General features: G+C 46.4%; 21 protein-coding genes and 1 pseudogene. 14 read left to right on the forward strand and 8 right to left on the reverse strand.

The features are described 5' to 3' along the window. Nucleotides 1–85 precede the first annotated feature (85 nt). A complete protein-coding gene (locus ABE021_RS04355; RefSeq protein ID WP_430287053.1) occupies nucleotides 86–823 on the forward strand; it encodes an IclR family transcriptional regulator in 738 nt (245 codons plus the stop codon). A 75-nt stretch (nucleotides 824–898) separates the two neighbouring features. On the opposite strand, the gene ABE021_RS04360 is transcribed toward ABE021_RS04355, so the two are convergent. Next, nucleotides 899–1,735, reverse strand: a complete 837-nt coding sequence (locus ABE021_RS04360; protein ID WP_430287054.1) for a GNAT family N-acetyltransferase — start codon at nucleotides 1,733–1,735, stop codon at nucleotides 899–901. Between the two features lie 271 nt (nucleotides 1,736–2,006). Here ABE021_RS04360 and ABE021_RS04365 point away from each other — a divergent pair, with 271 nt between their 5' ends. Then, complete coding sequence (locus ABE021_RS04365; RefSeq protein WP_430287055.1) at nucleotides 2,007–2,549, forward strand: hypothetical protein; 543 nt, start codon at nucleotides 2,007–2,009, stop codon at nucleotides 2,547–2,549. Between the two features lie 151 nt (nucleotides 2,550–2,700). Further along, nucleotides 2,701–3,441, forward strand: a complete 741-nt coding sequence (locus ABE021_RS04370) for a sulfite exporter TauE/SafE family protein (RefSeq protein WP_430287056.1) — start codon at nucleotides 2,701–2,703, stop codon at nucleotides 3,439–3,441. Nucleotides 3,442–3,490: 49 nt separating this feature from the next. Here the strand turns inward: ABE021_RS04370 and rsgA are convergent, their stop codons facing one another. Beyond that, nucleotides 3,491–4,555 (reverse strand): ribosome small subunit-dependent GTPase A, encoded by a 1,065-nt coding sequence (gene rsgA / locus ABE021_RS04375; RefSeq protein ID WP_430287057.1) that lies wholly within the window; start codon nucleotides 4,553–4,555, stop codon nucleotides 3,491–3,493. Between the two features lie 376 nt (nucleotides 4,556–4,931). On the opposite strand from rsgA, the gene ABE021_RS04380 reads away from it, so the two are divergent. The 3 genes and pseudogenes from ABE021_RS04380 to ABE021_RS04390 form a co-directional block, all read left to right on the forward strand. Then, nucleotides 4,932–6,359 (forward strand): IS1096 element passenger TnpR family protein, encoded by a 1,428-nt coding sequence (locus ABE021_RS04380; RefSeq protein WP_430287059.1) that lies wholly within the window; start codon nucleotides 4,932–4,934, stop codon nucleotides 6,357–6,359. A 19-nt stretch (nucleotides 6,360–6,378) separates the two neighbouring features. After that, on the forward strand, nucleotides 6,379–6,672 hold the full coding sequence (locus ABE021_RS04385) for a hypothetical protein (protein WP_430287060.1): 294 nt from the start codon (nucleotides 6,379–6,381) through the stop codon (nucleotides 6,670–6,672). A 104-nt stretch (nucleotides 6,673–6,776) separates the two neighbouring features. Next, nucleotides 6,777–6,956 (forward strand): annotated as a pseudogene (locus tag ABE021_RS04390) (IS5/IS1182 family transposase); the annotation flags it as partial. A 779-nt stretch (nucleotides 6,957–7,735) separates the two neighbouring features. Here ABE021_RS04390 and ABE021_RS04395 read toward each other — a convergent pair. Next, a complete protein-coding gene (locus ABE021_RS04395; RefSeq protein WP_430287062.1) occupies nucleotides 7,736–9,043 on the reverse strand; it encodes an aminotransferase class V-fold PLP-dependent enzyme in 1,308 nt (435 codons plus the stop codon). 195 nt (nucleotides 9,044–9,238) lie between these two features. Between ABE021_RS04395 and ABE021_RS04400 the strand changes: the two genes are divergently transcribed. From ABE021_RS04400 to ABE021_RS04410, 3 genes are all read left to right on the forward strand, one after another. Further along, entirely contained in the window at nucleotides 9,239–10,408 is a 1,170-nt protein-coding gene (locus ABE021_RS04400; RefSeq protein WP_430287063.1) for an ankyrin repeat domain-containing protein, read from the forward strand. Between the two features lie 141 nt (nucleotides 10,409–10,549). Further along, nucleotides 10,550–11,488 carry a carbohydrate kinase family protein gene (locus ABE021_RS04405; protein WP_430287065.1) on the forward strand — a complete coding sequence of 313 codons (939 nt, stop codon included), beginning with the start codon at nucleotides 10,550–10,552 and terminating at the stop codon, nucleotides 11,486–11,488. Between the two features lie 215 nt (nucleotides 11,489–11,703). After that, nucleotides 11,704–12,966 (forward strand): MFS transporter, encoded by a 1,263-nt coding sequence (locus ABE021_RS04410; RefSeq protein ID WP_430287066.1) that lies wholly within the window; start codon nucleotides 11,704–11,706, stop codon nucleotides 12,964–12,966. Nucleotides 12,967–13,074: 108 nt separating this feature from the next. On the opposite strand, the gene ABE021_RS04415 is transcribed toward ABE021_RS04410, so the two are convergent. Continuing rightward, nucleotides 13,075–14,646 carry a putative bifunctional diguanylate cyclase/phosphodiesterase gene (locus ABE021_RS04415; RefSeq protein ID WP_430287067.1) on the reverse strand — a complete coding sequence of 524 codons (1,572 nt, stop codon included), beginning with the start codon at nucleotides 14,644–14,646 and terminating at the stop codon, nucleotides 13,075–13,077. Between the two features lie 235 nt (nucleotides 14,647–14,881). Beyond that, the gene (locus ABE021_RS04420) at nucleotides 14,882–15,748 is read right to left on the reverse strand and encodes a glycerophosphodiester phosphodiesterase family protein (protein WP_430287068.1); all 867 of its coding nucleotides are present in this window, start codon (nucleotides 15,746–15,748) and stop codon (nucleotides 14,882–14,884) included. 155 nt (nucleotides 15,749–15,903) lie between these two features. Between ABE021_RS04420 and ABE021_RS04425 the strand changes: the two genes are divergently transcribed. The 4 genes from ABE021_RS04425 to ABE021_RS04440 all read left to right on the forward strand — a co-directional run bounded on the left by ABE021_RS04425 (nucleotide 15,904) and on the right by ABE021_RS04440 (nucleotide 20,233). Beyond that, complete coding sequence (locus ABE021_RS04425; RefSeq protein ID WP_430287069.1) at nucleotides 15,904–17,037, forward strand: ABC transporter ATP-binding protein; 1,134 nt, start codon at nucleotides 15,904–15,906, stop codon at nucleotides 17,035–17,037. Continuing rightward, entirely contained in the window at nucleotides 17,034–17,936 is a 903-nt protein-coding gene (locus ABE021_RS04430) for a carbohydrate ABC transporter permease (protein WP_430287070.1), read from the forward strand. Before ABE021_RS04425 ends, ABE021_RS04430 begins: the two co-directional genes overlap by 4 nt. Nucleotides 17,937–17,944: 8 nt before the next feature. Next, nucleotides 17,945–18,751, forward strand: a complete 807-nt coding sequence (locus tag ABE021_RS04435; protein WP_430287164.1) for a carbohydrate ABC transporter permease — start codon at nucleotides 17,945–17,947, stop codon at nucleotides 18,749–18,751. Between the two features lie 111 nt (nucleotides 18,752–18,862). After that, a complete protein-coding gene (locus tag ABE021_RS04440) occupies nucleotides 18,863–20,233 on the forward strand; it encodes an ABC transporter substrate-binding protein (RefSeq protein WP_430287071.1) in 1,371 nt (456 codons plus the stop codon). A gap of 1,355 nt (nucleotides 20,234–21,588) precedes the next feature. On the opposite strand, the gene ABE021_RS04445 is transcribed toward ABE021_RS04440, so the two are convergent. The 3 genes from ABE021_RS04445 to hutG all read right to left on the reverse strand — a co-directional run bounded on the left by ABE021_RS04445 (nucleotide 21,589) and on the right by hutG (nucleotide 24,976). Continuing rightward, nucleotides 21,589–22,695: a M24 family metallopeptidase gene (locus tag ABE021_RS04445; RefSeq protein WP_430287072.1), complete on the reverse strand. Its 1,107-nt coding sequence runs from the start codon at nucleotides 22,693–22,695 to the stop codon at nucleotides 21,589–21,591. Between the two features lie 117 nt (nucleotides 22,696–22,812). Then, the gene (gene gltS / locus ABE021_RS04450) at nucleotides 22,813–24,021 is read right to left on the reverse strand and encodes a sodium/glutamate symporter (protein ID WP_430287073.1); all 1,209 of its coding nucleotides are present in this window, start codon (nucleotides 24,019–24,021) and stop codon (nucleotides 22,813–22,815) included. Beyond that, nucleotides 24,011–24,976 carry a formimidoylglutamase gene (gene hutG, locus ABE021_RS04455; protein WP_430287074.1) on the reverse strand — a complete coding sequence of 322 codons (966 nt, stop codon included), beginning with the start codon at nucleotides 24,974–24,976 and terminating at the stop codon, nucleotides 24,011–24,013. Before hutG ends, gltS begins: the two co-directional genes overlap by 11 nt. Before the next feature lie 130 nt (nucleotides 24,977–25,106). Here hutG and ABE021_RS04460 point away from each other — a divergent pair, with 130 nt between their 5' ends. Continuing rightward, nucleotides 25,107–25,982 carry a LysR family transcriptional regulator gene (locus ABE021_RS04460; protein ID WP_430287075.1) on the forward strand — a complete coding sequence of 292 codons (876 nt, stop codon included), beginning with the start codon at nucleotides 25,107–25,109 and terminating at the stop codon, nucleotides 25,980–25,982. Nucleotides 25,983–26,108: the final 126 nt, after the last annotated feature.

The following is a 26,108-nucleotide window of genomic DNA, read 5'->3' on the forward strand; positions in this document are numbered from 1 at the left end:
TGTTAATATATTCTGAGTATGGTATAATGTCAATGTATTTCGAGAATTATTTCGAATTTTAATCTCATAACTAGGAAGTGAACGTATGCAGTCAATCGATCGGGTCATGCAGCTTGCCAAAATTCTAGCAAACGAGAATACTTCTAGCGGCATCTCAATCTCTGATCTAGCAAAGGAATGTGACTTAGCATTGAGCACGCTCCATCGCATCTTGAAATCGATGGTGAAACAAGGTCTCGCTGAACAAGACACGGATACGAAACTTTATAAATTAGGCCACGTATGGATGGAATATGGTCTTCGCGCATACGATACGATGGACTATATATCGTCGATCCGGCCGGAGTTGGATCGACTTAGCAGGGAAGTGGAAGAGAGTATTTACTTGAGTAAATGTACAGGAATAGAGGCGATCATTATCGAGAGAATCGATAATGAGAATAACCAGATCCGTATGTATGACAAGCTGGGTCTGCGGATTCCCATGAATATTGGAGCGGCTAACAAAATCATGCTAGCGTGTATGCCGGATGCTGAATCGGAGAAAATCATTCAGCAGCTGGTGCAAGAAAGCGAGCAGGAAACGTTCAAACAAATGCTGCAAAAGATTCGGAAGCAGGGATACGCAATCAGTCACGGAGAACGGACTGAAGGTACTTCGTCCATCGGAGTGGCTATCGTAACCCGCTCAGGAGAAGTGCTGGGTGCAATAAGTATTGGATGTGTGACGTTCAATCTTTCAGAGGACAGGCTGCAGATGATGATCGAGAAGATCTTGGAAGCGAAGGAACGGGTGTCTGAAAAGATTGGACGAAGCAGTTGACGGGGAAATCCGGAAATAAAAGCAGAAGAGGGGATTGGTGCACTCCCTCTTCTGCTTTTTCGTTTACACGTGTCTCTATTTAGTTAGCAAAGCTAGCGGGACATGATAATAATCCTGCCGCTCTTTCTGCACAAACCCGATCCGTTCATACAACTTCAACGCATTATCATTCTGCGTTTCCACATCGAGCTTGATCGTGTTTCCAGTGGATTGTTCCTGTTTGACAACCCATTGCAATGCCTGACTGCCGTAGCCTTTTCCTCTGCATTCCGATAGCACTGCAAAGCCGGAAAGGTAGGATTCATCCGGATTCCGCATGACACGAATCTTACCGATTGGGGTTCCATGCGCTTCAATGATGTACCTGCGTTCCCTTTCTCTGGACAATCGTTGGGTATAGTAGGACTTGGCGTCTTCTAATGTAAGGGAGAAGGCTTCCGCATCCAAAGCGGTTTCAAACTTTTTGTCTTCTATAGTGGCTTCCCGCAACACGATGTTTTCCGGGTCTGCAAGCTCTTTTTCCGTCCAATGCATATGGAATTCTGAAAACGAATAGGTACACGATTGTCCTGACATCCATTTTTTGGCGGATTCTGACGTCCCGGGGGCATTGAAAAGCACTTTGGCGAACCCTTTCTCCAAAATCGTCTGTTGTGCCTGCATCCAAAGAGTTGAGAAGTGCCCATTTCTGCGTTCCTCCGGTTTCACCATGCCGCACACTTCGACAGTGGAGCCGAAACCGTATAATGCTAAATAAGCGATGAGTACATCCTTTTTCAAAACAAAGAAATCCATGGACTCATCTTGTCGATCCCGAAGCATTTCCCAATTCAATTTCAATTCGATAGAGTCATGCTGTTCACATTGTTGCTGTAATTGTTGAATTCCTTCAAGTTGTTGAACGGTTAGCATATTACGCCTCCTATAGTTACTGTATTTCAGGGAGTTGTTCCGGTTTTACTGGTTTAAAGAATAGAAACAATAAGAGAATAGGGAAGATCCATAATGCAACGTTATAGACTGCGCCAGTCAGCTGTTTCCTATCGTCAATCCTCTCACCTGTCACTTCCTGAATGAATGTACGTATTCAAACTCGTGATGAACGTACTGTCAATCTCAAAAAATAACACGGCACCGCTATGTTATACTGGTCCAAAGAATCCTAGGGAAAGAAGGTAAACCGATGAAAAAAGATATGCGCTATATTTGTTATCCATTCATGAGAGAATCCGCGTCCACTGTGGATTTTGAAATCCGTACAGACTCGTTGACGACGAGAATCGGAGAAGCGTTGGCTTTAACGAAAGACATCGAAAAAGTTCAAACCGACCTTCGGTGGCTTCAGCCTCTCGCGTATCACTTGAATGGCTCCGTCCGCGGCAAACTGGCGATCTTCCCGGATGACTTACAGCGTCTAAGTGACATGTATGACGAGTACGTCTGCGAACTTGGAGAACTGATCGAACAATTTGTACTGCCCCAAGGAACACAGGCCGCCACTGTACTCCACGTATGTCGCAGTGAAGCGAAGAAATCTGTGCGCGCGCTGCACAAAGTATCATTAGAACGCGATGTCCCTGAAATCCTGTTCGACTTCGCACAACTCATGGCAAACGTGCTATTCGTCATGGCTGTTTACACAAATAGAGCTCTCGGTTGTGATGAAATCCCATTCGTCAGTAAATCGTATCCCAAATGGAAGAAGAAAGCCGCTGCTGAGAAGTAGTCTTTTTCCTATGACAGACCACCGTTTCTTTTTATCTACACAGGAAGCGGTAGATTGACATAAGAACACCTTATGCTATTCGTTCTAAAGAATCGAATTACCTTATATGTCGCTGAGCAGTATACTGCAGTCAGAAGGGAGGCGAGTCTGAATGGAGTATATCGTGCTCTTTTTCATAGGACTCATTGCAATGATGCTTGGAACTCTTGCTGGCGGAGGTGGCCTCATTACCATGCCCGCCATGCTGTTGATGGGAATTCCGATCCATTCGGTCATCGGTGCGAATAAGATCTCCACGACGTTCAGTTCTTTTACGACATTCCTTACTGTTCTTTTGAAGAAGCAGATCACCCTCCGTGAATCATGGTGGATACTTCCGGCTTCACTGTCGGCAGGAACGCTGGGTGGTCTCGCAGCAACCCACATTGCAGAAGCGACTCTTTACAAAATTGCTATCATTTTGCTGATCGGCGCCTTTTTAACGTCATTCCTTTCGAAAGCGGACTTTGGTGGTCAAGAGATTCTCCATCCATCGAAAACAGGTGTGGCTGGATTGATGGGGATCGGGTTATACGACGGATTATTCGGTCCAGGTCAAGGGACGCTGCTGCTCTTTTTGTTCAATCAGTTGCGTATTTCTTACATGCGTTCGATTGGATTCATGCGACTTGCTACATTTTCGAGCGGATTGGGAGCTGCCATCAGTTTTATAGTGATGGGGAAAATCATTTGGCCGATCGCTATCGCCCTTGTACTCGGCTCCCTGTCCGGTGCCCAAATCGGCGTGCGTATTGCGGAAAAACTGAATCCGAAATACGTTCGTCTGCTATTGCGCTTGGTCATTATTGGTTTGATCGTCCAACTGATTGCAAAAGCCATACTGAACTCATGAAACTTGAAAGCAGCCAATTGTGTGCTGCTTTCGTTTTTTACCGTATAGATCATCTCTTCTGAGTTTTTGTAATCGCCTTCCAGCGTTTCCTTTCAGCGATTTGTGCTTGCGTATTCGTTTTACGTTCCAGATAGGCGATTTCCCGCTGCAGTTTAAGGTAGTTCGCGAAACGGTCTTCCGCGAGAGAACCGTCTGCGAGCGCTTGTTGAATCGCGCATCCTGGCTCTGTTTTGTGGCTGCAGTCATTGAATCTACATGATTCGGAAAGTGCTTCGATATCTGAAAAGCTGCCTTCTATACTCTCACTATCGTTCCAGAGCTGGAATTCCCGCATTCCCGGTGTGTCGATTAGGACACCTCCTGCTGGCAGTGCAATGAGTTCACGGTGTGTTGTTGTATGGCGGCCTTTCGCATCGTCTTCCCGGATTGTCTGGACTTCCATCGTCGCGTCCCCGCAAATCGCGTTGACCAATGACGATTTCCCGACACCTGAAGAGCCTAATAGTGCTGCGGTTTTACCGTCTTTCAGCAAAGATGTGACTTGGTCGATTCCAGCCCCCGTCTTACTGCTGACGGCGAATACATCCGTCCCGAATGCAATGTCACGAGCTTTTTCGACGAAGTCTTGTGGTGCGTCACACAAATCGGCTTTGGTGAGCACGATGACGGGGATGGCGCCTGAGTCATAGGCAGCGACCAAGTAACGTTCCAGTCTTCTAGTATTGAAATCATCATTCATCGATGTCACGAGGAAGACGATATCGATATTGACCGCAATAAGTTGCTCAGTTAAAGAGTGTCCTGCAGTTTTACGGGAAAAGACGGAAGTTCTCGGTAGGATCGAATGGATGATGCCGCGTTCTTCACCAGGCATATGTTCAATTGCTACCCAGTCTCCGACGGCTGGGTAATCCCGCCGATCAATTGCACGATGAAGTAAAGATCCGGAGCAGACAGCAAGCCACTCGCCCTGTTCAGTAACGACCCGGTACATATGCTTGTGTTCCAAAGTGACGCGTCCAATCGTGCATTCGACTGATGCGGAATTGTTCTGGAGTTCGATCCAGTTCGTTTGATGAAGTTCGTTCCAACCGTATTTTTGTAGTGTGTTCAAATGGTTTCCTCCTAAATATGGGCATATAAAAAAGCATGGGGGCCGTGGATCGGACTCCATGCTTTCACGCGCATATCAGAAGAAGCATGCCTGATCTTAAGGCATGGCAGGTGAAAGTATGGGGCCGATCCAAATTGCAATTGTCAAGTTGAAGTTCGCCATAGTCATCACCTGCTTTCTGAAAGTTAAATTTATCATAAAGGAGAAACCTTTGGAAGTCAATGAATTTTTAGAATACTTTATTGATGATAATATTCACAAGCTGGGAATTTTAAGCAAATCCGTTTCTTGGCCCCTGCAAACGCAATGCGGGAGTGAACTATGATACACTTAATCTCACGAGCAAACTAATTAAAGCAATAGATGAGGTGACTCTATGAAGTCTTATATAGTAAACATAACAATGGTTCACGTCGAACCGACGGTAAGGCGAAGAGTGATTATGCCTGCAGGCGCCACGTTTAATCGTCTCCATGAAATGATTCAGCAAATGACGAATTTTGAAAGTCACTTAACAGATCAGCCGCATCACTTTTTTAAAGTGGAAGTGGATGGTCTATGCATCACTGACAATCCGGTTCTGCGCGCTGAACTCAAAGATTCTAAAACGCTGACTCCGAAATTGCCGACCCGGGTGAAAATCGATACATACTTGGAGAAGCATAAGCAGCTCATTTATACGTATGATTTTGAGGCTGATTGGCGCTTTTCAATTGAGCTTGAAGAAATCGTAGACGACTATCACTTCGGTTTCCCAACACTGCTGGACGGGGAAGGGACAGCTCCTCCTGAAAACGTGGGGGGACTGACGGGATATGCCTCTTTCTTATCGATTATGGAAGATCACTCACATCCTGAACACGATCATATGAAACAGTGGGTTTCCAATGCGAGATACCATTCTTATGATAAAAAAAACATCAATGAAGCATTGAAATTCGTTAAATATAAGAAAACGGAATGGGATAAAATCGATCATGCTAATTACATGATCATTAGCGATCCATACCGGGAATCCGAAGTGTCCGAGGCACTGGAAACTGCAAAACCGAAAAAAACAGAGCCGAAGAAGCCGGCAAGCCATGGACTTACGAACGAGCAGCAAGAAGAAGTGGAACTGTACATCAAAGCGATGACCCGTCTGTATGGAATGGTGCAGTTTGAGCAAGTGGTCACCCTGTATAATTTACAAAACGACGTTAAGATCACGGTTGGACTCTTGGAAGACCTCCTCGCTTCAGGTGAGTTGGATCCAGGCTTGCAGAAAGAGGATATCCTCTACAAGGATGCGGTTTTCCTTGGTCCTAAACTTGCCGGTATCGTCCCTGAGCAATTTGTCAGGGAAACGATCGAGAAACCGTATTATCAGCCGCCGAAAGAACAGTTGCTGCGATTCGCAGATCCTGGATATTACGAGCGGACTTCGGAATTACTCCATTTGGAGAAACTGTTCCAGAAGGTGAACATCCCTCAAATTCAAATTGACCGGATGCTGCATACGTTCATGGAGGGACTTTCCAAGTGGCATGCGAATTTCATGGAAGTCATCGGTCGACTGATGGCGCAAGCTGGACCGTTACCCGAAGAACAAGTGAAACAGATCGTCCCTGTTGCGATCAACGTAGCCAATGCAGTTCGTCTCATTGAAAACAGGGGCCACACGCCTCAAGAAATGTTCGGATTGGAACGTTCAGAAGTGAAGCCGTTGACGGTGCAACCTGCTGCTTCTGAAGTGAAGGTCGGACGCAATGATCCGTGCCCATGCGGCAGCGGGAAGAAGTATAAGAAATGTTGCGGGCGGTAACCAGTTGAATGATTTTTAGTTGAAAAAGAGTCCACAGACTGTAGACAAACTCCAGAAATCATGGGGCTTGCCTACAGTCTTTTTCTTTTTCAATGAAAGGTTGGTTTCCGCTGCGAGCGGACGCGTTCCGGGGGGCTTGCTCTCAGCCAATCGAACGAGGAAGAGTTCGATTGGCCGTATTTTAGCGAACTTTGCTGAAATTAAGGCAGCACTCATCTCCCTCGCGTTGCTCAGTCCAGGATCTTCGAAAACACGTGCTCCTAACGCTTCGCTTTTACTCGCAAAAGCTGTTCTTCGTCACAGCTTTCGCTGATCCCTCGGGAGTCGCCGCTCTCCGCTACAATCAACAGGATCCCCCAACTATCAAATGAGGTGATGGAAATGAGGATGAAGAATTAAGATAATGAACGGGAGCAGATGGAAATGCTTACAATTGAACAGTTAGTTCCGCAAGAACATCTGGTTCTAAAATTAGATACAGCCATTGGTCTTTCCTTCATTTATCTATTGGATGAAAGTTTGTATTTGGTATCTGGGAGACCTAGCGTAGATATTGTTGTACTCAATAAATTCAATACACTAAGCGCATTTGGGGTTATCCATCGCGTACTATGCTTCTCCTTAGCATCGGCGAAGACGCGTTCGACCGTCTCTTACATTTACAAAGACTTCTTTGATTTCATATCGGTTTCTCAAATCTTCTGTTACATCTAGTTAGACTTGCTAGCTGGACAAGGAGTCCGTCAACTGCATTCTTTGCTTGAAAGATGTGAATGTCTCATGGGAAATTCAGTTGATTGAAGTGCAGGACGGCGACTCCTGGGGATCAGCGCAGCGCGAAGACCCCGCAGAAGCGAAGCGACGAGGAGGCTGAGGGCAAGCCCCCGGAAAGCGCCCGTCCGGAACGGAGATCAACGGCCTGTTAACCCTCATTTTCAGAGTCAACGATGCAAAAACACAAAAGGGTTGGGAATCAAATCGATTCCCAACCCTTTTGTCTACAGTCTGAGAGTACACAGACAAGCGTTGTCTTTGTACTCTTTTTCATTTTCTGTCGGTTGGACGCTGTAGTATTTCAACCCCGAGTTCTGCCAGCTGTTGCTACGCTTCCTCGCGTGTTAGCTCACCGGAGCGAGGATCATCGCATCTTTTCTTACACGTTCTTCAATTCCCTCAAGCAGTTCACCCCTACCGCCCTTTGCATTGGAAGGGGGTGTCCGTCAGGCTTTTGACCTTTTTCGAAATTGTAATTGTCCGGACCGCCACTCGGTGCATCCTACATAGTATTCTTGGACTCATTCATCCATGTGACACTGACTGTTTCTTTCCCGCCACTATAGGGACCGTCTTGGAATAACCCGTTTACAGGTGTTCCTTTAGGCTTTTCGCCTGATAATAGGGAGCACGTGGGAAAGAATCCCGAAGAACCGGTCAATCTCTTCGATGGTATTGTAATGGACGAGACTGATCCGAAGCGCACTGCCTCCAAAAGGTGCAGCCAGCCGTTTCATGAGACGAATCGCCAAATAGTTCCCTGTCCGTGCTTCGACCCCTGCATCATTCAATGCGCGACCAAGTGTGTCCGTCGCAATTCCCTCAATATTGAACGAGAAAACGGGCAGTCGTTCTTTAGACTGTTCAGCAGTTTTTCCATAAAGGACCACACCCTCCACTTCGGCAAGTTTAGCGAGGAAGTGATCCGTGAGCTGCTGCTCATACAAATGTGCAAAATGCATGGCACCGGCGATATTCCGACGAGAAGAACGTGTAGTAGCAAGCTGGGTTTCCTCCAACGAAAGGCCATGGCCTTCAGCATCCCTTGTCACCTGTGCTAAATACTCCATCGAGCCGATGAACCCTTCAATCCCTTCATGATTCTGGGATCCGACTTCAAAGAAGTACGAGTCTTTCTCCAATTCTTTCTGAATACGCCAACCTTCTAACCTTTCGAGCCGGTCCCGATTCACATACCCGAATCCCATATGTGGACCGAAGATTTTATAAGTTGAAAATGCCGCAAAATCGACACCGGCGGTTTTTACATCCATTGCCATGTGGCTCGCAGCTTGCACACCATCTGCCACTACGAGTGCGCCCGCAGCGTGAGCCATCTCTGTAATGCGCTGCATGTCATGAATGGTGCCAGTTGCATTCGACGCCCATCCCGCTGCTACGATTTTCGGTTCCAATTCAAGCAGTTTTTCATAGTGAGTAAAATCCAAGTCCCCCTGTGCATCGACATTCCATAAGTGGACGTGAATACCGCGTTCAGCCAGCTCCATCCATGGATTCACATTTGCCTCATGATCCGCTTCTGTAATAATAATATGATCACCTGCTTGCAAGTCTCTTCCTAGATGGTGCGCGAACAAATGGAAGAAGTTTGTCGCGTTTTGACCAAACGCGATTTCCGTATGGTCCGTTGCACCGACTAAATCGGCAGCGAGTTGCCGAGCATCGACAATCGTTTGTTGCATTTCCGCTGTACGCGCGAAAATCGTCCCTTTTTGTGCATTGCGATGAATGTAATAATCCGTAACGCGGTCAATGACGAATTGCGAGACTTGTGCGCCTGCCGAGTTGTCGAAAAATAGGACTGGCCTGCCGTTATAGGAGTTTCCGAGACTTGGGAAATAGGTACGAGCATGTTCGAATGTTAGTTGGAGTGCCTGTTGGTTATACATCGGATCATCCTTTCTTTGAAAGAAGTATATCACGAATGCAGCGTTCCACGGATGCAGGCATTTCCGTCATTATCGATTCTGGTAGATTCCACTCTCAGCATCCGCTTCCGAACGACGGTTCATTGTAAGGAAAAAAACTGCAACATCGAGTACACTTGAATGAGTAGGAAGTCGATAGTGAAAAGGGGTTAGCACATGGAAAGGAACAATAAGGAAAGTACATTGTTGGAAGCGGTACAACTAGGGGACCGTCCGCGTATTGCGCAATTACTCAAACAAAATACAGACGTTGAAGTGACTGATCATATGGGGCGGACACCGTTAATGATTGCTGTTCAACAGAATAATACGGACATTGTCGCCCAGTTGCTCGTGGCCGGGAGTGATCCGAACCATCGGGATTTGACAGAATTGACACCCTTCATCTGCGCAGGTGCGAACGGCTTCACGGCTTCGCTGAAACTGATGGCGGCAGCTGGTGCAGATGTGAAAAGTGTGAACCGTTTTGGTGGGACTGCTTTGTTGCCGGCAGCTGAAAAGGGCTACTTGCATACGGTTCAAGCCTGTTTGGCCATAGGTGTCCCTGTTGACCATGTGAACCATCTTGGATGGTCCGCGTTGCTGGAAGCGGTGATTTTAGGGGATGGGGGAAGGCTGTACGCAGATGTGGTACAAACGTTGCATGATGCAGGAGCTTCCGTTCATCTCCAGGACTTGGATGGGAAATCCGCCGTGTATTATGCGGATGAACAAAAGCAGGAGCGCGTACTCGGGATACTGACAGAAACGCTCGAAGATCCGCAGCATCCTGCAGTTCTTGAAGCCAAGTCATTGGCAGCACAGAACAATTGGTCAGCCGCTTCACAAACGGTTCAAACAGCACTGGAGTCTGACGGGGATAACTTGGATCTGTTATTTTACGCTGGTTTCTATTTAGCAGCACAAGACCGCTTCGAAGAGGCGTTGGCGCAGTATAGCCATGCGCTGGTGGTTGCACCTGATGCATTGGAGTTCCATTTCTACACCGCCTATTGCTACCGGTTGATGAACCAATCAGAAAATGCGCTCCAGGAATTTGAAAAAGGCGCAGCGCTATCTTCGGAAAACTCATTCTATCTCTATCACAAATCGAATTATTTGCGGGAACTCGGACGTCACGAAGAGGCGGTCGAAGTAATGGACGAACTCGTTGCTCGAAATCCGGAACGCTATGATTTCTGGTTCCATAAAGCGAATAGCTTACGTTCGCTCGGACGCCATGAAGAAGCGGTTAAAGCGATTGAATGTGCGATTGAATTGCAGCCGGATAATCCGCTTTATGCGAAACACAAAGCCCAATCTGAGCAGCTGATCTCAAAAAAGTGAACGGATAGATACTTACCTGTCTCGCCTTTAACCAAAGGAATGGCCCGTATGTATTGAAGGGGAGCACGAGCTATCAGTTCTTTTATGAGGGGCGTTTTCATGATAAACTGGTGAAACACAAGATTGGAGTCCATAACTATAATGAAGAAATATGTATTGATATATGGGGATGTCTTCGTCGATCATATCGCTGAAGACGCAACCAATTCATCATTTACTACCTATCTGGGCGGAGCGACTGTCAATGTAGCAGCTGGCATCGCGCGATTAGGCGCTCCCGTCTCTTTCATAACTGTAACCGGAAACGATGAAACCTCTGAATTTGTGCGCGCTGAGCTTGCGAATGAGGGGGTTGACTTGACTGCGGCTATCCTCAAACCCGAAAAACGTGTAAATGGCGTATACGTGCACCTCACGCCAGACCATGATCGTGTCTTTGCGAATTACCAGAACGAAACGCCCGATATCCAAGTAACCGCACAGGATTTGAGGAAGGAAACATTTCAGCAAGCATCGATTCTCCATATCTGTTCAGGCACGATGTTCCACCCGATTGCTCTTGAAACGACACGGAGAGCGATAGAGCTTGCAAAAGAAACGGATACGCTCGTCTCTTTCGATGCCAATATTCGGCCATTACGATGGGAGAGCGAAGAAATCTGCCGAGAAACGACAACCTCTTTCTTGCGGGAGGCCGATCTAGTCAAACTGACGGAAGAAGAGCTGACCTTCATGATGGAGACAGATACATTGGAAGATGGCGTCTCCCAGCTTGGAACATTGTCGATTCCTGTAGTCCTGATAACCCAAGGGGATCTGGGAACGATCGCAATCATTCATGGCCAACAGTTTCACATCCCTGCAGTGAAGAAGGATCCAGTTGATACAACGGGCGCTGGAGATGCGTTCATGGCGGGCGTATTGCGTCAGCTGCATCTGTATGGTTACCCGGCAGATGTTTCACAGTGGAAAGAAGTCGTCACGTTCGGTAATCGGATGGGAGCTCTTTGCGTGACGAAAACGGGCGCGCTGTCTGCAATGCCTTCTTTAGATGAGTTGGATAACGCTATTTTAGAATAGTGCATGTACTAGTTAATTCTATTGAAATGAGCTTTATAAACTCGAGTAAATTGTTATGAAAATAACTTATAACTTTTTTCAGACTTCTGGAAAGAGTTTTTTTATTTGTTTAAACGTCAAATTACTTTATAGAAATGGTATACTATAGCAGTTGGACATGTCGCGGATTATCAAGGATGTGCATTATAATAAAAAAAAGAAAAGGTGGAACTATTATGGACAAGGCAAAAAGTAAATTTCATTATGCGTGGTGGATTCTAGTTGGACTTTGTTTAATGGTCGGACTTGGAAAAGGCGCGCTCAATAACACAGCAGGTCTGTTCATTACCCCGGTTTCCAAGGATTTGGGAGTTGGAATCGGGAACTTGACGCTTTACTTAAGTATTTCTTCAATTGTCACTTTGATTTTCTTGCCAATCGGCGGGAAGATGATGGCGAAGTACGATATCAAAGCACTTCTTATTAGTGCGATTATCTTGCAGGCCGGCGCATTTGCTGCATTCGGCTTCATGAAAGCTGTATGGGGATGGTACCTCTTGTCGATTCCTTTGGCAGTAGGTGGCGTATTCATCACTGTTATTGCAGGACCGGTCCTCATCAACCAATGGTTCAAGAAAAGTAATGGATTAGCACTCGGAATCATGGGTGCGGCTGCAGGGGCGCTCGGAGCGATCTCCCAGCCTGTCGTTGGTAATCTGATTGCGAGCAGAGGCTGGAGCCAGACGTACATTATCGTAGGTGTAGCTGTTCTGGTCATCGTAGTTCCAGTCATCCTGTTGCTTATCCGGAAATCACCTAAAGACAAAGGGTTACAACCTTACGGCGCAGCAGCAGATTCTGCGGACGGTGAAGCGACTGAAGATATGAATGATAAAGGGATTGCAGTGGCAATTGCAAGGAAATCCGGTGCATTCTATGCGTTGACACTCTTTTTCTTCCTGATCACTGCAATCGCGAGTTTCTCGATTCACATCCCGACGTTCCTTGCGAACAAAGGCTATTCCGTTGAATTCTCTGGAACTGTAATGGGGATTTATATGATCGGTGTTTTACTAGGCGCGCTGATCCTTGGTGTACTTAGTGATAAAATCGGTTCTAAAAACACGTCATTGCTCGCAATGGTGCTTGGTATTTTGTCCATCCTCATGTTACTGTTCTTCCCTGACAGTGCGACGCTCATAACAGTTGCAGCAGGTATTCTTGGGTTCATGGCAGCATCGATCGGGACGCTTGCACCAACGCTTGCATCTACACTGTTCGGAAGCAAAGACTACAGCCAGATCTATGCGATGGCTTCACTTGGACTCGCGGTTGCCTCCATCATCGCATTGCCGGCATATGGGTATATCTATGATTTCACGGAAACATACACACTCGTCCTTTGGATCATTGTTGCAATGTTCGTGATTAACATTATTGCAATCCTTTATGCCTTCAAGAGTAAAAAACAACTGGTCGATCAAGGTCACTGGAACTGATGATCCATCCTCGTTTCCATCTTCATAAGTGAAGATGATTACACGAATATGCAAGAACTGAAAAAGCTGCTGGAGTGTCTAAGTACAGACACTCCAGCAGCTTTTTTATCATTTCACTTTCAATAAGGTAGAAAGTGAATACGTCATTTCGATTTCCTCTGCAGGAAGCGGCTTACTGAACAAATAGCCTTGACCATATTGACATCCGCACTGCGCAAGAAGTAAGGATTGACCTTCTTCTTCAATCCCTTCTGCAATGAGTTCCATGTCAAGGTTACGTCCCATATCGATAATCGTCTGTACGATGGATTGTATGGGGGCATGGGTAAGCATTTCCGTCGTAAAGGAGCGGTCGATCTTTAAATAATCGATTGGTAAAAATCCGAGTTTACTCAAAGACGAATAGCCTGTCCCAAAGTCGTCGATTGCCAATTTCACGCCAAGTGTCCGGATTTCCTCGATAATCCGTACAGACTCTGAATCATCCTGCATCATGGACTCGGTAATTTCCAAAATGAGCAAATGAGCCGGGAATTGTGTGATCTCAAGCACGTCTTTCACGAAACTCGGAAACTGCGGGTTCCTGAATTGACGGATGGAGACGTTTACCGCAAGTCCTATACCATCATTGGCGTCGTGCCATCTTTTTACTTGTATGCATGCCGACTCCAATACCCAAGTGCCGATATCGTTGATCAACCCTGAACGTTCTGCGACAGGTATGAACTCCCCTGGAGGGACGAGACCTAAATCGGGATGCTCCCATCGTACAAGAGCTTCGAAACTTTTGAGTCGGCCAGTGGTGAGATCGATGACAGGTTGGTAATGAACGATAAGCTGTTCCGTCTCGAGCGCATTTCTGAGGTCATTCTCTAGCTTCAGCTGTTTCTGTTCATACTCTCCCGTAATGTTAGAGAAGATGTTGTAAGTTCCGCCGCCCTGCTCTTTTGCGCGGTACATTGCCCGATCTGCATTTTTGAGTAATGTCACCTCGTCCGTCCCATGTTCGGGCATGAGGCTGATTCCCATGCTTACCGACGAATAGAGAAGGGTCTCGTTTATGGAAAATGGCTGCTGGAATGCAGCGCCCACCGCTTCTGCAATTTCCACCGACCTGCAATTCGGAAGTTCGGACAAAATGACAAACTCATCTCCACCATGACGGAAAACTTGTGCACCCAAAGGAACCGCCTGCTTCAGGCGGATACTGACCATCTTGATGAACTGATCACCGGATAAGTGGCCCATCGAATCGTTGATAGTCTTGAATCGGTCAAGGTCAAGAAAGAACACGGCCAGCTCGTGACGATCTTTGGCCATCTTACTGAGAACTTTGAATAACTTGTACCGGTTCGGAAGCCCTGTCAGGAAATCGTGTGTTGCGTTATATTCCAATTCAATATTGGAAAGTGCCAGTTTTTGTTGGATTTTCTTGTTTTCCTGCAGCTGCAGCTGCAAACGAATCGCTGTCTTGTCGTTCTGGCGAATCATATAGACAAAAACCGGAGTCGCAAACAACAGTATAATTGCGAAATCGATCACTTCATACCAAATTTCATTTTGGAGATCCAAGTTAAGGAACAATGAAATTAATTCTTTGAAAACTGAAGGGAGAAAAACGATGAATACGAGCAAAAATAATATGCGTTTTCGTTTATTAGGTTGAATATAGGATTCCATCATTTGGCCGCCATTTCGTAAGTGTTTTTGAAGACTGAAGTTAATGGAGAAAATCCATCGGAAAGATATATGTCATGTATCGACAAAAATCGAGCGATTTGAATAGGTTGAAGGGTATAAGAATGGATCGCGCAGAGCCTTTTGAATCGTCATCTGCTTACCATGAAAGGAACAAATTTGGATAGAGCAGAGATTAATGGCATACATTGTGTTATAATTATTAGAAAAATCAATTTTATTCATGATTTTTTCTTAATTGGTGGAGGATGAGATCTGGCTTGTCGGTGAAAATCCCATCGACTCCCATGGCAATAAGTGCAGAAGCCTGATCAGAATCATTGACAGTAAAAGGGTGTATCGCAAGCCCCGACTGATGAACGGTTTCTATCAACTGTTCTGTTACGGCAGCCGAATTCACTCCGATTCCCGATGCGTAGCGTGTCACCTGTTTCAGTTTTGAAGCTGGTAATTCCGCTTGTTTCTTAAAGGAATATAACTGAATCAGAGGTGTGGAGGGACTCAATTCATGTACTTTTTTCAAACTATCGCTGCTGAAAGATTGAATGATCACTTTGGGGATCGGATCTTCTCGATCTAGCAGGTGATGACCATCCAGTTGGTCAATAAGCTGCTGCTCGATGCCGGGATAACGTTCGGGAGATTTGATCTCTATGTAGTAATTGGTTTGTACCCCGAATTCACGGAGCACTTGTTCCAGAGAGGGTACCCGAAGACCCGCAAATCTCTGGGAGGCGAATTGGTTAGTGGGCTGGTTGAATTCTTCGGCTGGTTTGAACGCACCTAACGTATCAGAAGTGATCTCTTCAATCTCCATTTCGTTGCCATTCAACTCAATGGAATCATCGTGAAGAACGATCAGTTTGCCATCTTTAGTTCGCTGGAGATCGAGTTCAATATAATGGGCTCCCATATCTATCGCAAGCTCATAGGAAGGAAACGTATGAGGGGGCGCATACGCCGAAGCTCCGCGATGTGCAATAACTAGAAATGGTTCTGACGGGAGGGAAACGGGCTGCTTGGAAGCGGGAGAGCAGCTGGAAAGAAAAAGTATGAGTAAAAAAGCAATCTGTTTAACCTTCAAGGTCGTATCCTCCGATCATTTGAAGTTGTAAACCACGTGTAAAGATGATGTTAAATTATGTAAATAGTACGAAAACTCGTTACTGAAAATGATACCATGACCTTGATAAGAACGACAGGACATCTAGGAAATGGTTGCCTGAAAGGATGGATTGGATGAAGCAAGTCGAACTGATTGACGTGTCGAAGTCTTATGATAAACAAGTCGATGTGATTTCGAATATCGACGTAACGATTGAAGCTGGAGAGTTTTTTGTCTTAGTCGGTCCTTCAGGGTGTGGAAAGAGTACGATGTTGCGGATGATTGCAGGACTGGAAGAAATTACAGGTGGGATATTGGAAATCGGCGGAAAGCGAGCAAATCATTTATCACCTGACAAGCGTGATCTATCAATGGTATTTCAAAACTACGCCTTATATCCACATTTGACCGTGCAACAAAACATAACGTTCGGTCTAGACGTGAAGAAAGTGAAAAAAGCCGTACAAATGGAAAGAGCGAAAGAAGTGGCGGAGATGCTTGGGTTAACCGACTATTTGAAGCGGAAGCCGCGCGAATTGTCAGGAGGGCAAAGACAGCGGGTTGCGCTTGCTCGTGCCATTGTAAGTGAAGCACCGATCTGCTTGATGGATGAACCCTTATCCAACTTGGATGCGAAATTACGTGCTCACATGCGGACGGAGATTCGTAGAATTCAGCGTAAGCTTGGCATTACGATGATCTACGTAACACATGATCAGGTGGAAGCAATGACGATGGGTGATCGAATCATGATTCTTCATGAAGGAAAGATCCAGCAAGTAGGTAAGCCGATCGATATCTACAATTATCCCGCGAATCCATTCGTCGCGACATTTATCGGTTCTCCGCCTATGAATCTTTGTTCAGCCAGAATGGAACCGACCAAGTCCGGTATTTTCATAGAAGATACGATCCATATTCCGTTGAATGAGGTACAGCTGGCCGCTAGTTCCGCCAGGCCGCTGCTTGCAGGCATTCGACCAGAGCATATAAAGCCAGTTATATCTGGAACTGAGAGTGGAAATCGGATACAAGTAGAGGTGACCAATGTGGAAATCCTGGGCAATGAAACCGTATTTTCATTCCAAGTAGGTCAGCGTGAATGGATGGCGAAATGGAGCGGGCAATGGGATATTGCAATCGGTGACAGGGTTCCGATTGGGCTGGATTCTGAACACTTCTGTGTATTCGATGAAGAGTCAGGAGAGCTGATTCGTAAACCGGAAGGACTTGAACATCTTTCGATTGTGAAAGAGGTGAGCACATGACTTCTGCGAAAGCTCCTACTGCCTGGAAACGTTCTGCAAATTTACGTGTTGGTTTTTTGTATTTACTGCCCTCCATCATCTTATTTGCGGTGTTTCTCTTTTATCCGATGGTCCGGACGGTTTATTTAAGTTTTTATCTGACGGATCAAAATGGGAATGCAGCGGTTAACGTAGGATTTGAAAATTATAGCTACTTACTCACGTCACCTGCATTTTTGAATAGTATGAAGGCGACTGGGTTATTTGTCTTGTATACAGTGCCCATAGGCATTATTCTAGCGTTATTTTTTGCATTGCTTGCAAACGAAAAGCTGAAAGGGATCGGCTTTTTCAGAACGATGTATTCGTCGACAATGGGAATTTCCGTTGCAGCATCATCGGTAATTTGGCTTTTCTTGTTCCATCCAAGTGTCGGGGTCTTTAATCGGATATTGCTCGTTCTCGATCTTCCTCAGATCCAATGGTTACTTGATCCGGAGTGGGCATTGTTATCGATTGCCATTTCCACGATTTGGATGAACACGGGATTCTCTTTCCTGATTCTCCTTGGGGGATTGCAGAATATCGATGAGCATTTGTATGAAAGCTCACGGATTGATGGAGCTGGCTACTTTTACAGGCTTCGGCGCATTACAATCCCCATGCTGTCGCCTACATTGTTTTTCATTATTACGATTTCTCTTATCAATGCATTTCAAACTTTTGGTCAGATTGATATTCTGACCAAAGGAGGTCCATCTCAGTCGACGAATTTGATCGTATACTCGATCTATCGGGAAGCGTTCATTAATTATCAATTTGGTACTGCAAGTGCTCAAGCAGTCATTCTATTCGTCATTATTCTGGTGGTCACCCTCCTTCAATTCAAGCTTCTTGAAAGGAAGGTGCATTATCAGTGAGAGACTCGATGCTCAAGAAAGTTTGGATTTACTTTTTACTCATCGTTACATCTTTCTTGGTGTTCTTCCCTGTGTTGTATGCGTTCATGATTTCGTTTATGAGTGGACCTGAAATTTTACAAGGCCGATTTTTTCCGGAAGCTTTTAAGTTCGATAACTACGCGAAGGTGTTTGATAGACTCCCTTTGTTGAAATATCTCGTGAACAGTTTCATTGTTTCATTGAGCGTGATGGCGGGGCAGTTGGCGGTGTGTAGTCTTGCGGCATATGCCTTTGTATTCATACCGTTTAAAGGAAGGGATTTTGTGTTTTTCCTGTTCATTTCCACGATGATGATTCCGTGGGAAGCGACGATGATCCCGAACTTCTTCACGATTCAAAAGCTGGATTGGTTGAATACGTACCAAGGAATGTCGTTGCCGTTTTTTGCACTCGCGTTCGGAACGTTCTTGTTGCGCCAGCATTTCAAAACGATTCCGAAAGAGTTGCAGGAGGCTTCGCAGATTGCAGGTCTCGGTCGGTTCGCGTTCTTTTGGAAAGTGATTTTGCCGATATCCAAAACGAGTCTCGTTACTCTTGGGGCCTATGGGTTCCTGACAACGTGGAATATGTATTTGTGGCCGCTGCTGATCACGACGAACAGTTCGGTACGCACAGTTCAAATCGGATTGAAGCAGTTGCAATCCCAAGAGATGTCAACCGATTGGGGGGTGGTCATGGCCGGTGTCATCGTCGTCATCATTCCGACGTTACTGCTGTTGTTCATTGGACAGAAGCAACTACAGAAAGGCTTGTCGCAAGGGGCTTTGAAGTGATGGTGAAATAAGAATTCCTGATTTCCAATAAGCTCCTTCTGAATGTAAATCAACACCGTTTATTAGCCAACGAAATCGATGGAAACTTTGAGAGATGGGGTGTAGAGGAATATGAGGAAAACTGTGAAGTTCATGTTTTTATTTTTAACGGTACTCAGTTTGGCAATCCTTTCAGCTTGTACGAATAGTGATTCCAGCACGAAGGATGGAGGGGATGAGGGAGACAACACGAAAGCCGAGGCGACGAAGACGGAAGATGGCAAAGTGTCCATCGAGTTTTGGCACGCAATGTCCGGGACTGGGCAAACCTCGCTGGATGAAATCGTCGCGAACTTCAATGAGTCTCAAGACAAATACGAAGTGAAAGCGGAATTTCAAGGGACGTATGAAGAGTCCCTGACAAAACTACGAAGTGTCGGTGGAACGAAGGACGCTCCTGCCATCACACAAGTCTTTGAAATCGGTACAAAGTATATGATCGATAGCGGTTATATCGAGCCGATCCAGAAGTTTATCGATAAAAATGATTTTAATGCCGATGAGCTCGAGCAGAACATCTTGAACTACTACAAAGTAGATGATGAGTTATACTCCATGCCGTTCAACTCTTCGACACCCGTGATGATCTACAACAAAGATGCTTTCAAAGAAGCTGGACTCGATCCGGAGAAAGCACCGGAAACGTTTTCAGAAGTCATCGATGCAGCAGCGAAGTTGAAAAAAGGGGAAATGTACGGATTCTCCATGCTGACGTACGGTTGGTTCTTTGAACAGTTGCTCGCTACACAAGGCGGCGATTATGTGAATGAAAACAATGGTCGTACTGGAGACGCCACAGAAGCTGCGTTCAATAGTGACGAAGGGCGTCTTGTGTTTGAAACACTCAATACGATGAACAAGGCTGGAACGTTCGGCAATTTCGGAACAAACTGGGATGATCTCCGTGCGGCATTCGCTTCTGAAAAAGTCGCCATGTATTTGGATTCATCAGCAGGCGTTGCAGGAGCAATCGACACCGCTCCATTTGAAGTTGGTGTCGCATATATTCCTTATGCGGACGAAGTGAAACGCAATGGCGTCGTCATTGGCGGTGCTTCACTTTGGATGTCAAAAGGGATTGCAGAAGAGGAACAAGAAGCAGCGTGGGAGTTCATGCAATATTTAACGACTCCTGAAGTTCAGGCGAAGTGGCATTTGGATACTGGCTATTTTGCAATCAACCCGAAAGCGTACGAGGAAGAAAACGTGAAGGAGAAGTGGGCGGAGTTCCCTCAATATAAAGTGACAGTCGATCAGCTCCAAGATACGGTGCCAGGCTATGCCACACAAGGCGCGCTCATTTCCGTCTTCCCGGAGTCACGTCAGCAAATTGTGACTGCACTTGAAGATATGTATCAAGGAAAAGATCCAGTGGAAGCATTGGAACAAGCGGCTGAAGGAACAAATCGTGCAATTGAAGTTGCAAATAAAACGAAAAAATAAGGTGGAAGCGCTCCGTTACTGGGGCGCTTTTTCTTGTGGAAAAAGGAGTGGAGGGGGCGTTTTCCGACACATCGACCGATTTCTCGAACACTGGCGAGCCTTTCTCCATCGCGCACAGCGATTTGTCCGACACGCACAGCAATTTCTCCGACACATAGCGGAATTTCTCGATAACGGGACACAATTCACGAGTCGGAAGGGATTAATTGGAAGCGCTTCGCTTGTTTGGGGAGGGCTATTCCGCTGTGAGCTAGGCGGGGGGCGTTCTCCGACATATCGCCTGCCTTCTCGGACACTGGCGAGACTTTCCCCATCACGCACAGCAATTTGTCCGACACACAAAGCAATTTCTCCGACACATAGCGGAGTTTCTCGATAACGGGACACCATTCACCTGTTTAAAGGGATTAATTGGAAGCGCTTCGCTTGTTTTGGGAGGGGCTATTCGCTCGGCACCAGCATCTCCTGCGTTCCCCGACATATCCCAGCGTTTGTCCATCACCTGATGAAAGTTCTCGATCCCCAAGTGCCCTTTACCAATCAGCTTTTCGCATTTGCCCGACACCTAGCCAAATTTCTCGATAACGGGACACAACTCACTTGATTTAAGGGGTTAATTGGTAGCGCTTCGCTTGTTTGGGGAGGGGCTATTCCGCTGTGAGCTAGGCGAGCTGCGCTCTCTGACAGTAGTTAGGCGTTCTCCGACACATCGCCTGCCTTCTCGGACACTGGCGAGACTTTCTCCACCACACACAGCGATTTGTCCCACCCACACAGCAATTTGCCCGACACCTAGCCAAATTTCTCGATAACGGGACACAATTTACGAGTTGGAAGGGATTAATTGGTAGCGCTTCGCTTGCTTGGGGAAGGGCTATTCCGCTGTGAGCTAGGCGGGGGGCGTTCTCCGACACATCGCCTGCCTTCTCGGACACTGGCGAGACTTTCTCCATCACGCACAGCAATTTGTCCGACACATAGCGGAATTTCTCGATAACGGGACACCATTCACCTGCTTTAAGGGTTTAATTGGTAGCGCTGCGCTTGTTTTGGGAGGGGCTATTCGCTCGGCACCAGCATCTCCTGCGTTCCCCGACATATCCCAGCGTTTGTCCATCACCTGATGAAAGTTCTCGATCCCCAAGTGCCCTTTACCAATCAGCTCTTCGCATTTGCCCGACACCTAGCCAAATTTCTCGATAACGGGACACAATTCACGAGTCGGCAGGGATTAATTGGTAGCGCTTCGCTTGTTTGGGGAAGGGCTATTCCGCTATACATCGCAGAAAGAGGCGCAAAAAAAGCCGATGGTATCAGGGTTATGACCTGATACCACCGGCGATTCAACTTATCGATCAACCTATAATTCTCAATTCACGTGGGAACGTCGTAAGGACTTCGACATCACCCTCTTCATTGATATAAACGGTGTCTTCGATACGGACGCCGCCTTCGCCTGGAATATAGATGCCTGGCTCGATTGTGAAAACGAGACCGGGCTCTGCGATCTCCTCATTGTTCATGTGAATAGAAGGTTCTTCGTGAACTTCAATACCGAGACCATGGCCGACACGATTGTTGAAATACTCTCCGAATCCAGCTTGATCAATGACGCTGCGTGCAGCGATGTCGAACGTTTTCAACGGATTACCGGCTTGGACGGCTTGAATCCCTGCCTGATTCGATGCGAATACCGTGTCGTAGATGAGACGTTGACGTTCTGTGGCTTCGCCGATAATGAACGTCCGTGTTGTATCGGACATATATCCGTCTTTCGCAACTCCGAAGTCAATGAGTAAATAATCACCGACTTGCAGTTTACGCTCTCCTGGTTCACCGTGGGGCAAAGCAGCCTTTTCACCTGAAAGCACGATGGAGGAGAAGGAAGGACCGTCTGCCCCGAATTTACGCATCAAGTATTCGAGTTCAGCTGTCAGCTCGGATTCTGTCATGCCGACTTTTACGAGCTTGATGCCTTCTTCTAGAACACGCTCGATAATTTCTATCGGCTTCTTCAATGCCGCGATCTCTTCGCGCGTTTTACGCTTTCGTAACGTATTGATGTAGCTTTGCACATCAGCGACTTCTGCAGCAGGGAATGCAGTACGGAATTCGTTGTAACGGAAATAGCTGAATGCTTTTGCTTCGATTCCGACACTTCCTTCGATCTGACCCACAGTGGAACGGATGACATCGAAAGGAAGCTGTTCATCCGAAATTGAAACAATCGTTTCAATATCCGAGCTCTCTGCCGCTGCGTCTTTGTCGAGAGCGGGGGTGAAAAGAATGGTTTTCCCGTCAGTTGCTTCCATATATAACCCTAAGAACCGCTCGTGTGGGTCCGAGTTGAATCCTGTGAAATAGAAGACGTTGGCAGGATCTGTTACAAGGACCGCGGACAGCGATTGGTGTTGAAGATGAGTTAGCAGCGCATGGCGCCGTTTTTCGTACATATCAGTCATGATGATTTCCTCCTGGATATACAGTATATAGCTTCATTATGCCGTAGTTGGTAGAGGAACGATAGAGATTTGCATAATGAAATAAAAAAACCGGCTGCCATGAGCCGGTTTACAAAGTTAGCTGAAGATATTTATCGTAGTAATGATGATCGGCATCGAAACGACGTCAATCAGGAACGCGCCGACTATCGGTACGATTAAGTAAGCTGTCCGTGAGGGACCGTATCGTGCTGTCACAGCAGCCATATTGGCCATCGCGTTTGGTGTAGCTCCCAGCCCGTGTCCTGCAAATCCTGCACACATCACCGCGGCATCATAGTTTTTACCGAGAATGCGGAACAGAACAAATATCGCAAAGAGGACGAGGAATACAACTTGTACAAATACGATGATTAGTAGTGGAAGTGCAAGTCCAGCGACTTCCCAAAGCTTGATACTCATGAGAGCCATTGAAAGGAAAATGCCGAGAGCGACGTCACCGATGAGGGTGATGCTGCGCATATGTACAATATTTCCGTTAATGCGATCGACAATATTACGGATGACAACTGCGACAAACATCGCTCCTACATAGTTTGGCAAGACAATGCCGTTTTCCATGAAGTTGCTGGTGACTTTCGTGAACACGTCACCGAGTAACGATCCGCCAGCCATCGAAGCGACGATGAGGAAAGCCTGCATCGTGAAGTTATCGACTGAAATAGCAGGTTCGTGTGCTTCTGCAGTATATTCATACGACTCTTCCACTTCGTTGGATTTCAAGTCGTGTTTCTTTATCAAATACTTGACGAGTGGTCCGCCTACCAATCCACCTGCCACCAATCCGAAGGTTGCAGCGGCAATCCCGATAGAGAATGCGGAGTCGATTCCTAGCGCTTCCACAGTCGTACCGTACGCGGTCGCTCCACCGTGTCCGCCTTCCATGGAAACAGCACCTGCCATCATACCGATGAGAGGATGGATATCGAACAGGTAGGACATGGATACACCGATGACGTTCTGCATAATCGCAAGGAATCCACACGCCACCCAGTAGATGATCAGGAGCTTACCGCCCAGTTTGATGAGTGCAAAGCTTGCCCCAAGTCCCACTGTCGCGAAGAAAGTGAGCATGAATAAGTTTTGCAAGGAGGTGTCGAGCGTGAAATTCACGAGCCCGGACGCTTTTAACACGGTAGCGAGAATGGCGAAAAGCAAACCGCCTACCACTGGTGCGGGTATGCAGAATTTCTGCAGAATCTTAGATTTATTGACGAGTGCCGTGCCGAGTAAGAACAGTGCCATAGCTAGGAACAGCGTTGTCACTTGATTCATTTCAATTGTCATTCCGTGTACCTCCAAGCAGTGAGACAATCGCTTCATTCGCTAAGTAAGCCCCGAGTTTAACTGTCCGGCCGTCCTCATCGAGTAAAGGATTGATTTCTGAGATGTCAAATGAAAGCGTTTTCCGTGCAGACGCAACCATACGGATGAGTTCCCGTACTTGCTTAGGAGAAAGACCGAATGGCGAAGGTGCGCTGACACCGGGTGCAGCGGCAGCATCCAATACGTCTGAGCACAGCGTAAGCATAATATAATCTTGTGTTGCGATGAATTGATGAAGTTGCGTATAAATTTGTTCGACAGGAAGTTCTTCAAGCTGACGTTCCGTGATATAGGAAACGCCAAGACGGTCCGCTTCGTCAAATAACAGCTGAGTGTTCCCGAATTCCTGTATCCCTAAGACGTAATAAGACGTGTTCTCATTCAAGTCGAGCATTTGTTTAAACATCGTCCCCGAAGATGGCTGTTGTGAATAGCTGCGTAAATCGAAATGCGCATCGATATTTATCACACCGATTTTTGCCTCGGGTCCTGCAAATTCCCGCACGCCTAAGTAATGGCCGAAAGCGGTTTCATGGCCGCCCCCAAGAATTACAGGGATGTGGTTGGCGGTTAAACTCTCGTAAACCGTTTGCCCGAGTTCACGCTGTGCTTCCTCAAGTTTACCATCCTCACAACTAATCGTTCCTAAATCCACTATATGATGGTTCGCTGGTTGCCGCCAAGGAAGTTTTGCAAGTTCGATACGCAGTGAATCTGGTGCATTCGCAGCCCCGACACGCCCATTATTCCGCCGGACTCCTTCGTCAGATGAAAACCCGATCAATGCACAAGTCGGACTGGTAGCGCTTTCTTTCGGTGCGTTCAGCTGCATCGCCTGATGAAGACGAAAGGCTGCCCGATTGGTAACATCGTCGATTCTGCCGCTCCAGATACCTGGTTTGGTTGCGTTGATCATAAGAGTCACCCTTTCAAAGTTAAATGCAATACGCTTCATTATACGAGCTGGCATTTATTATTTCAAATAACTAAAATTCATTTACTTATGCATTTAAGTTATAATAGATCGAAAGAAGGAGTTGAAGTAAATGGATGTCAAGCAGCTTCGGTATTTTGTTGCTGTCGTGAATGAAAGAGGTTTTTCAGGCGCGGCTGTCAAACTGCATCTGTCCCAGCCTTCACTCAGTAAGGCGATTCGGGCGTTGGAGGAGCAAATAGGATTCCAGTTATTGGAACGTACAACAAAACGTGTGGATTTGACGGAATCAGGTCGGGTTTTTTACCAGCGTGCCCTTCACATCCTTGCTGAAATGGATATATTTGAAAAAGAAGTGAATGAAGTGAAAGTGACGGGCAGTGGGGAAGTTCGGCTCGGAATGATTGAATCCGTGAAAAATTGGATTCCGAATGTGTTGGGATGGTATAGGGAGGCTTACCCGGACATGCATGTCGTTCTGAAGGAAGTTCTCGGTCGAACTGATATTGAGCAGGCTTTACGGAACTATGAGGTACACATTTGTCTGACGAATGAATTCATCGATGAACCGGACATTGTCACTGCGCCATTATATAAAGAGAACTTAGTACTCGTCATGAATGCACACCATCCTTTAGCGAAACAAGTCGATGTTGAGCTGGGGCATCTGGAAAAGGAACCGTTCATCATCACGAGTAAAGGGTTTCAAACACGAGTGAACATAACAGAAGCATTTAAAGAAGCAGGCGTAAGTATGAATATATGCTACGACGCGGATCGCTTTGAGACCATTTTAACATTAGTGGAAGCAGGGATCGGGCTCTCCATCGTTCCTAGAAATTACATTGGCAAAACGGTACCGGAAACGTTAGCCATCCGGGAACTGGATTATCCGAGCCTCAAACGGAACGTGTATCTGGCGTATGTGAAAAATCGGTATCGACCGCCTGCGATTGAAGCGTTGTTAGAAAAAATGCTTAGTATATGAAAAGATAAATGGATAGTACTATATACCTTTGAATTTAATATATTGTGTTGCAAAATACCTAGTTATGAGATACCGTATATAGTATAAGGAATTATTGACACTATCTATTATCAATATAAAGGAGTG

It is taken from the genome of Sporosarcina gallistercoris (assembly GCF_050459885.1).
Lineage (GTDB): Bacteria > Bacillota > Bacilli > Bacillales_A > Planococcaceae > Sporosarcina > Sporosarcina gallistercoris_A.

What these genes read in the sequence shown, in the direction of transcription:
- ABE021_RS04405 (WP_430287065.1), top strand. Translation starts at nt 10,550, where the DNA reads ATGAAGAAATATGTATTGATATATGGGGATGTCTTCGTCGATCATATC.
- ABE021_RS04410 (WP_430287066.1), top strand. Translation starts at nt 11,704, where the DNA reads ATGGACAAGGCAAAAAGTAAATTTCATTATGCGTGGTGGATTCTAGTT.
- ABE021_RS04380 (WP_430287059.1), top strand. Translation starts at nt 4,932, where the DNA reads ATGAAGTCTTATATAGTAAACATAACAATGGTTCACGTCGAACCGACG.
- ABE021_RS04365 (WP_430287055.1), top strand. Translation starts at nt 2,007, where the DNA reads ATGAAAAAAGATATGCGCTATATTTGTTATCCATTCATGAGAGAATCC.
- ABE021_RS04360 (WP_430287054.1), bottom strand. Translation starts at nt 1,735, where the DNA reads ATGCTAACCGTTCAACAACTTGAAGGAATTCAACAATTACAGCAACAA.
- ABE021_RS04370 (WP_430287056.1), top strand. Translation starts at nt 2,701, where the DNA reads ATGGAGTATATCGTGCTCTTTTTCATAGGACTCATTGCAATGATGCTT.
- ABE021_RS04435 (WP_430287164.1), top strand. Translation starts at nt 17,945, where the DNA reads ATGCTCAAGAAAGTTTGGATTTACTTTTTACTCATCGTTACATCTTTC.
- ABE021_RS04415 (WP_430287067.1), bottom strand. Translation starts at nt 14,646, where the DNA reads ATGGAATCCTATATTCAACCTAATAAACGAAAACGCATATTATTTTTG.
- ABE021_RS04395 (WP_430287062.1), bottom strand. Translation starts at nt 9,043, where the DNA reads ATGTATAACCAACAGGCACTCCAACTAACATTCGAACATGCTCGTACC.
- ABE021_RS04430 (WP_430287070.1), top strand. Translation starts at nt 17,034, where the DNA reads ATGACTTCTGCGAAAGCTCCTACTGCCTGGAAACGTTCTGCAAATTTA.
- ABE021_RS04355 (WP_430287053.1), top strand. Translation starts at nt 86, where the DNA reads ATGCAGTCAATCGATCGGGTCATGCAGCTTGCCAAAATTCTAGCAAAC.
- gltS (WP_430287073.1), bottom strand. Translation starts at nt 24,021, where the DNA reads ATGACAATTGAAATGAATCAAGTGACAACGCTGTTCCTAGCTATGGCA.
- ABE021_RS04425 (WP_430287069.1), top strand. Translation starts at nt 15,904, where the DNA reads ATGAAGCAAGTCGAACTGATTGACGTGTCGAAGTCTTATGATAAACAA.
- ABE021_RS04445 (WP_430287072.1), bottom strand. Translation starts at nt 22,695, where the DNA reads ATGACTGATATGTACGAAAAACGGCGCCATGCGCTGCTAACTCATCTT.
- ABE021_RS04460 (WP_430287075.1), top strand. Translation starts at nt 25,107, where the DNA reads ATGGATGTCAAGCAGCTTCGGTATTTTGTTGCTGTCGTGAATGAAAGA.
- ABE021_RS04400 (WP_430287063.1), top strand. Translation starts at nt 9,239, where the DNA reads ATGGAAAGGAACAATAAGGAAAGTACATTGTTGGAAGCGGTACAACTA.
- ABE021_RS04440 (WP_430287071.1), top strand. Translation starts at nt 18,863, where the DNA reads ATGAGGAAAACTGTGAAGTTCATGTTTTTATTTTTAACGGTACTCAGT.
- hutG (WP_430287074.1), bottom strand. Translation starts at nt 24,976, where the DNA reads ATGATCAACGCAACCAAACCAGGTATCTGGAGCGGCAGAATCGACGAT.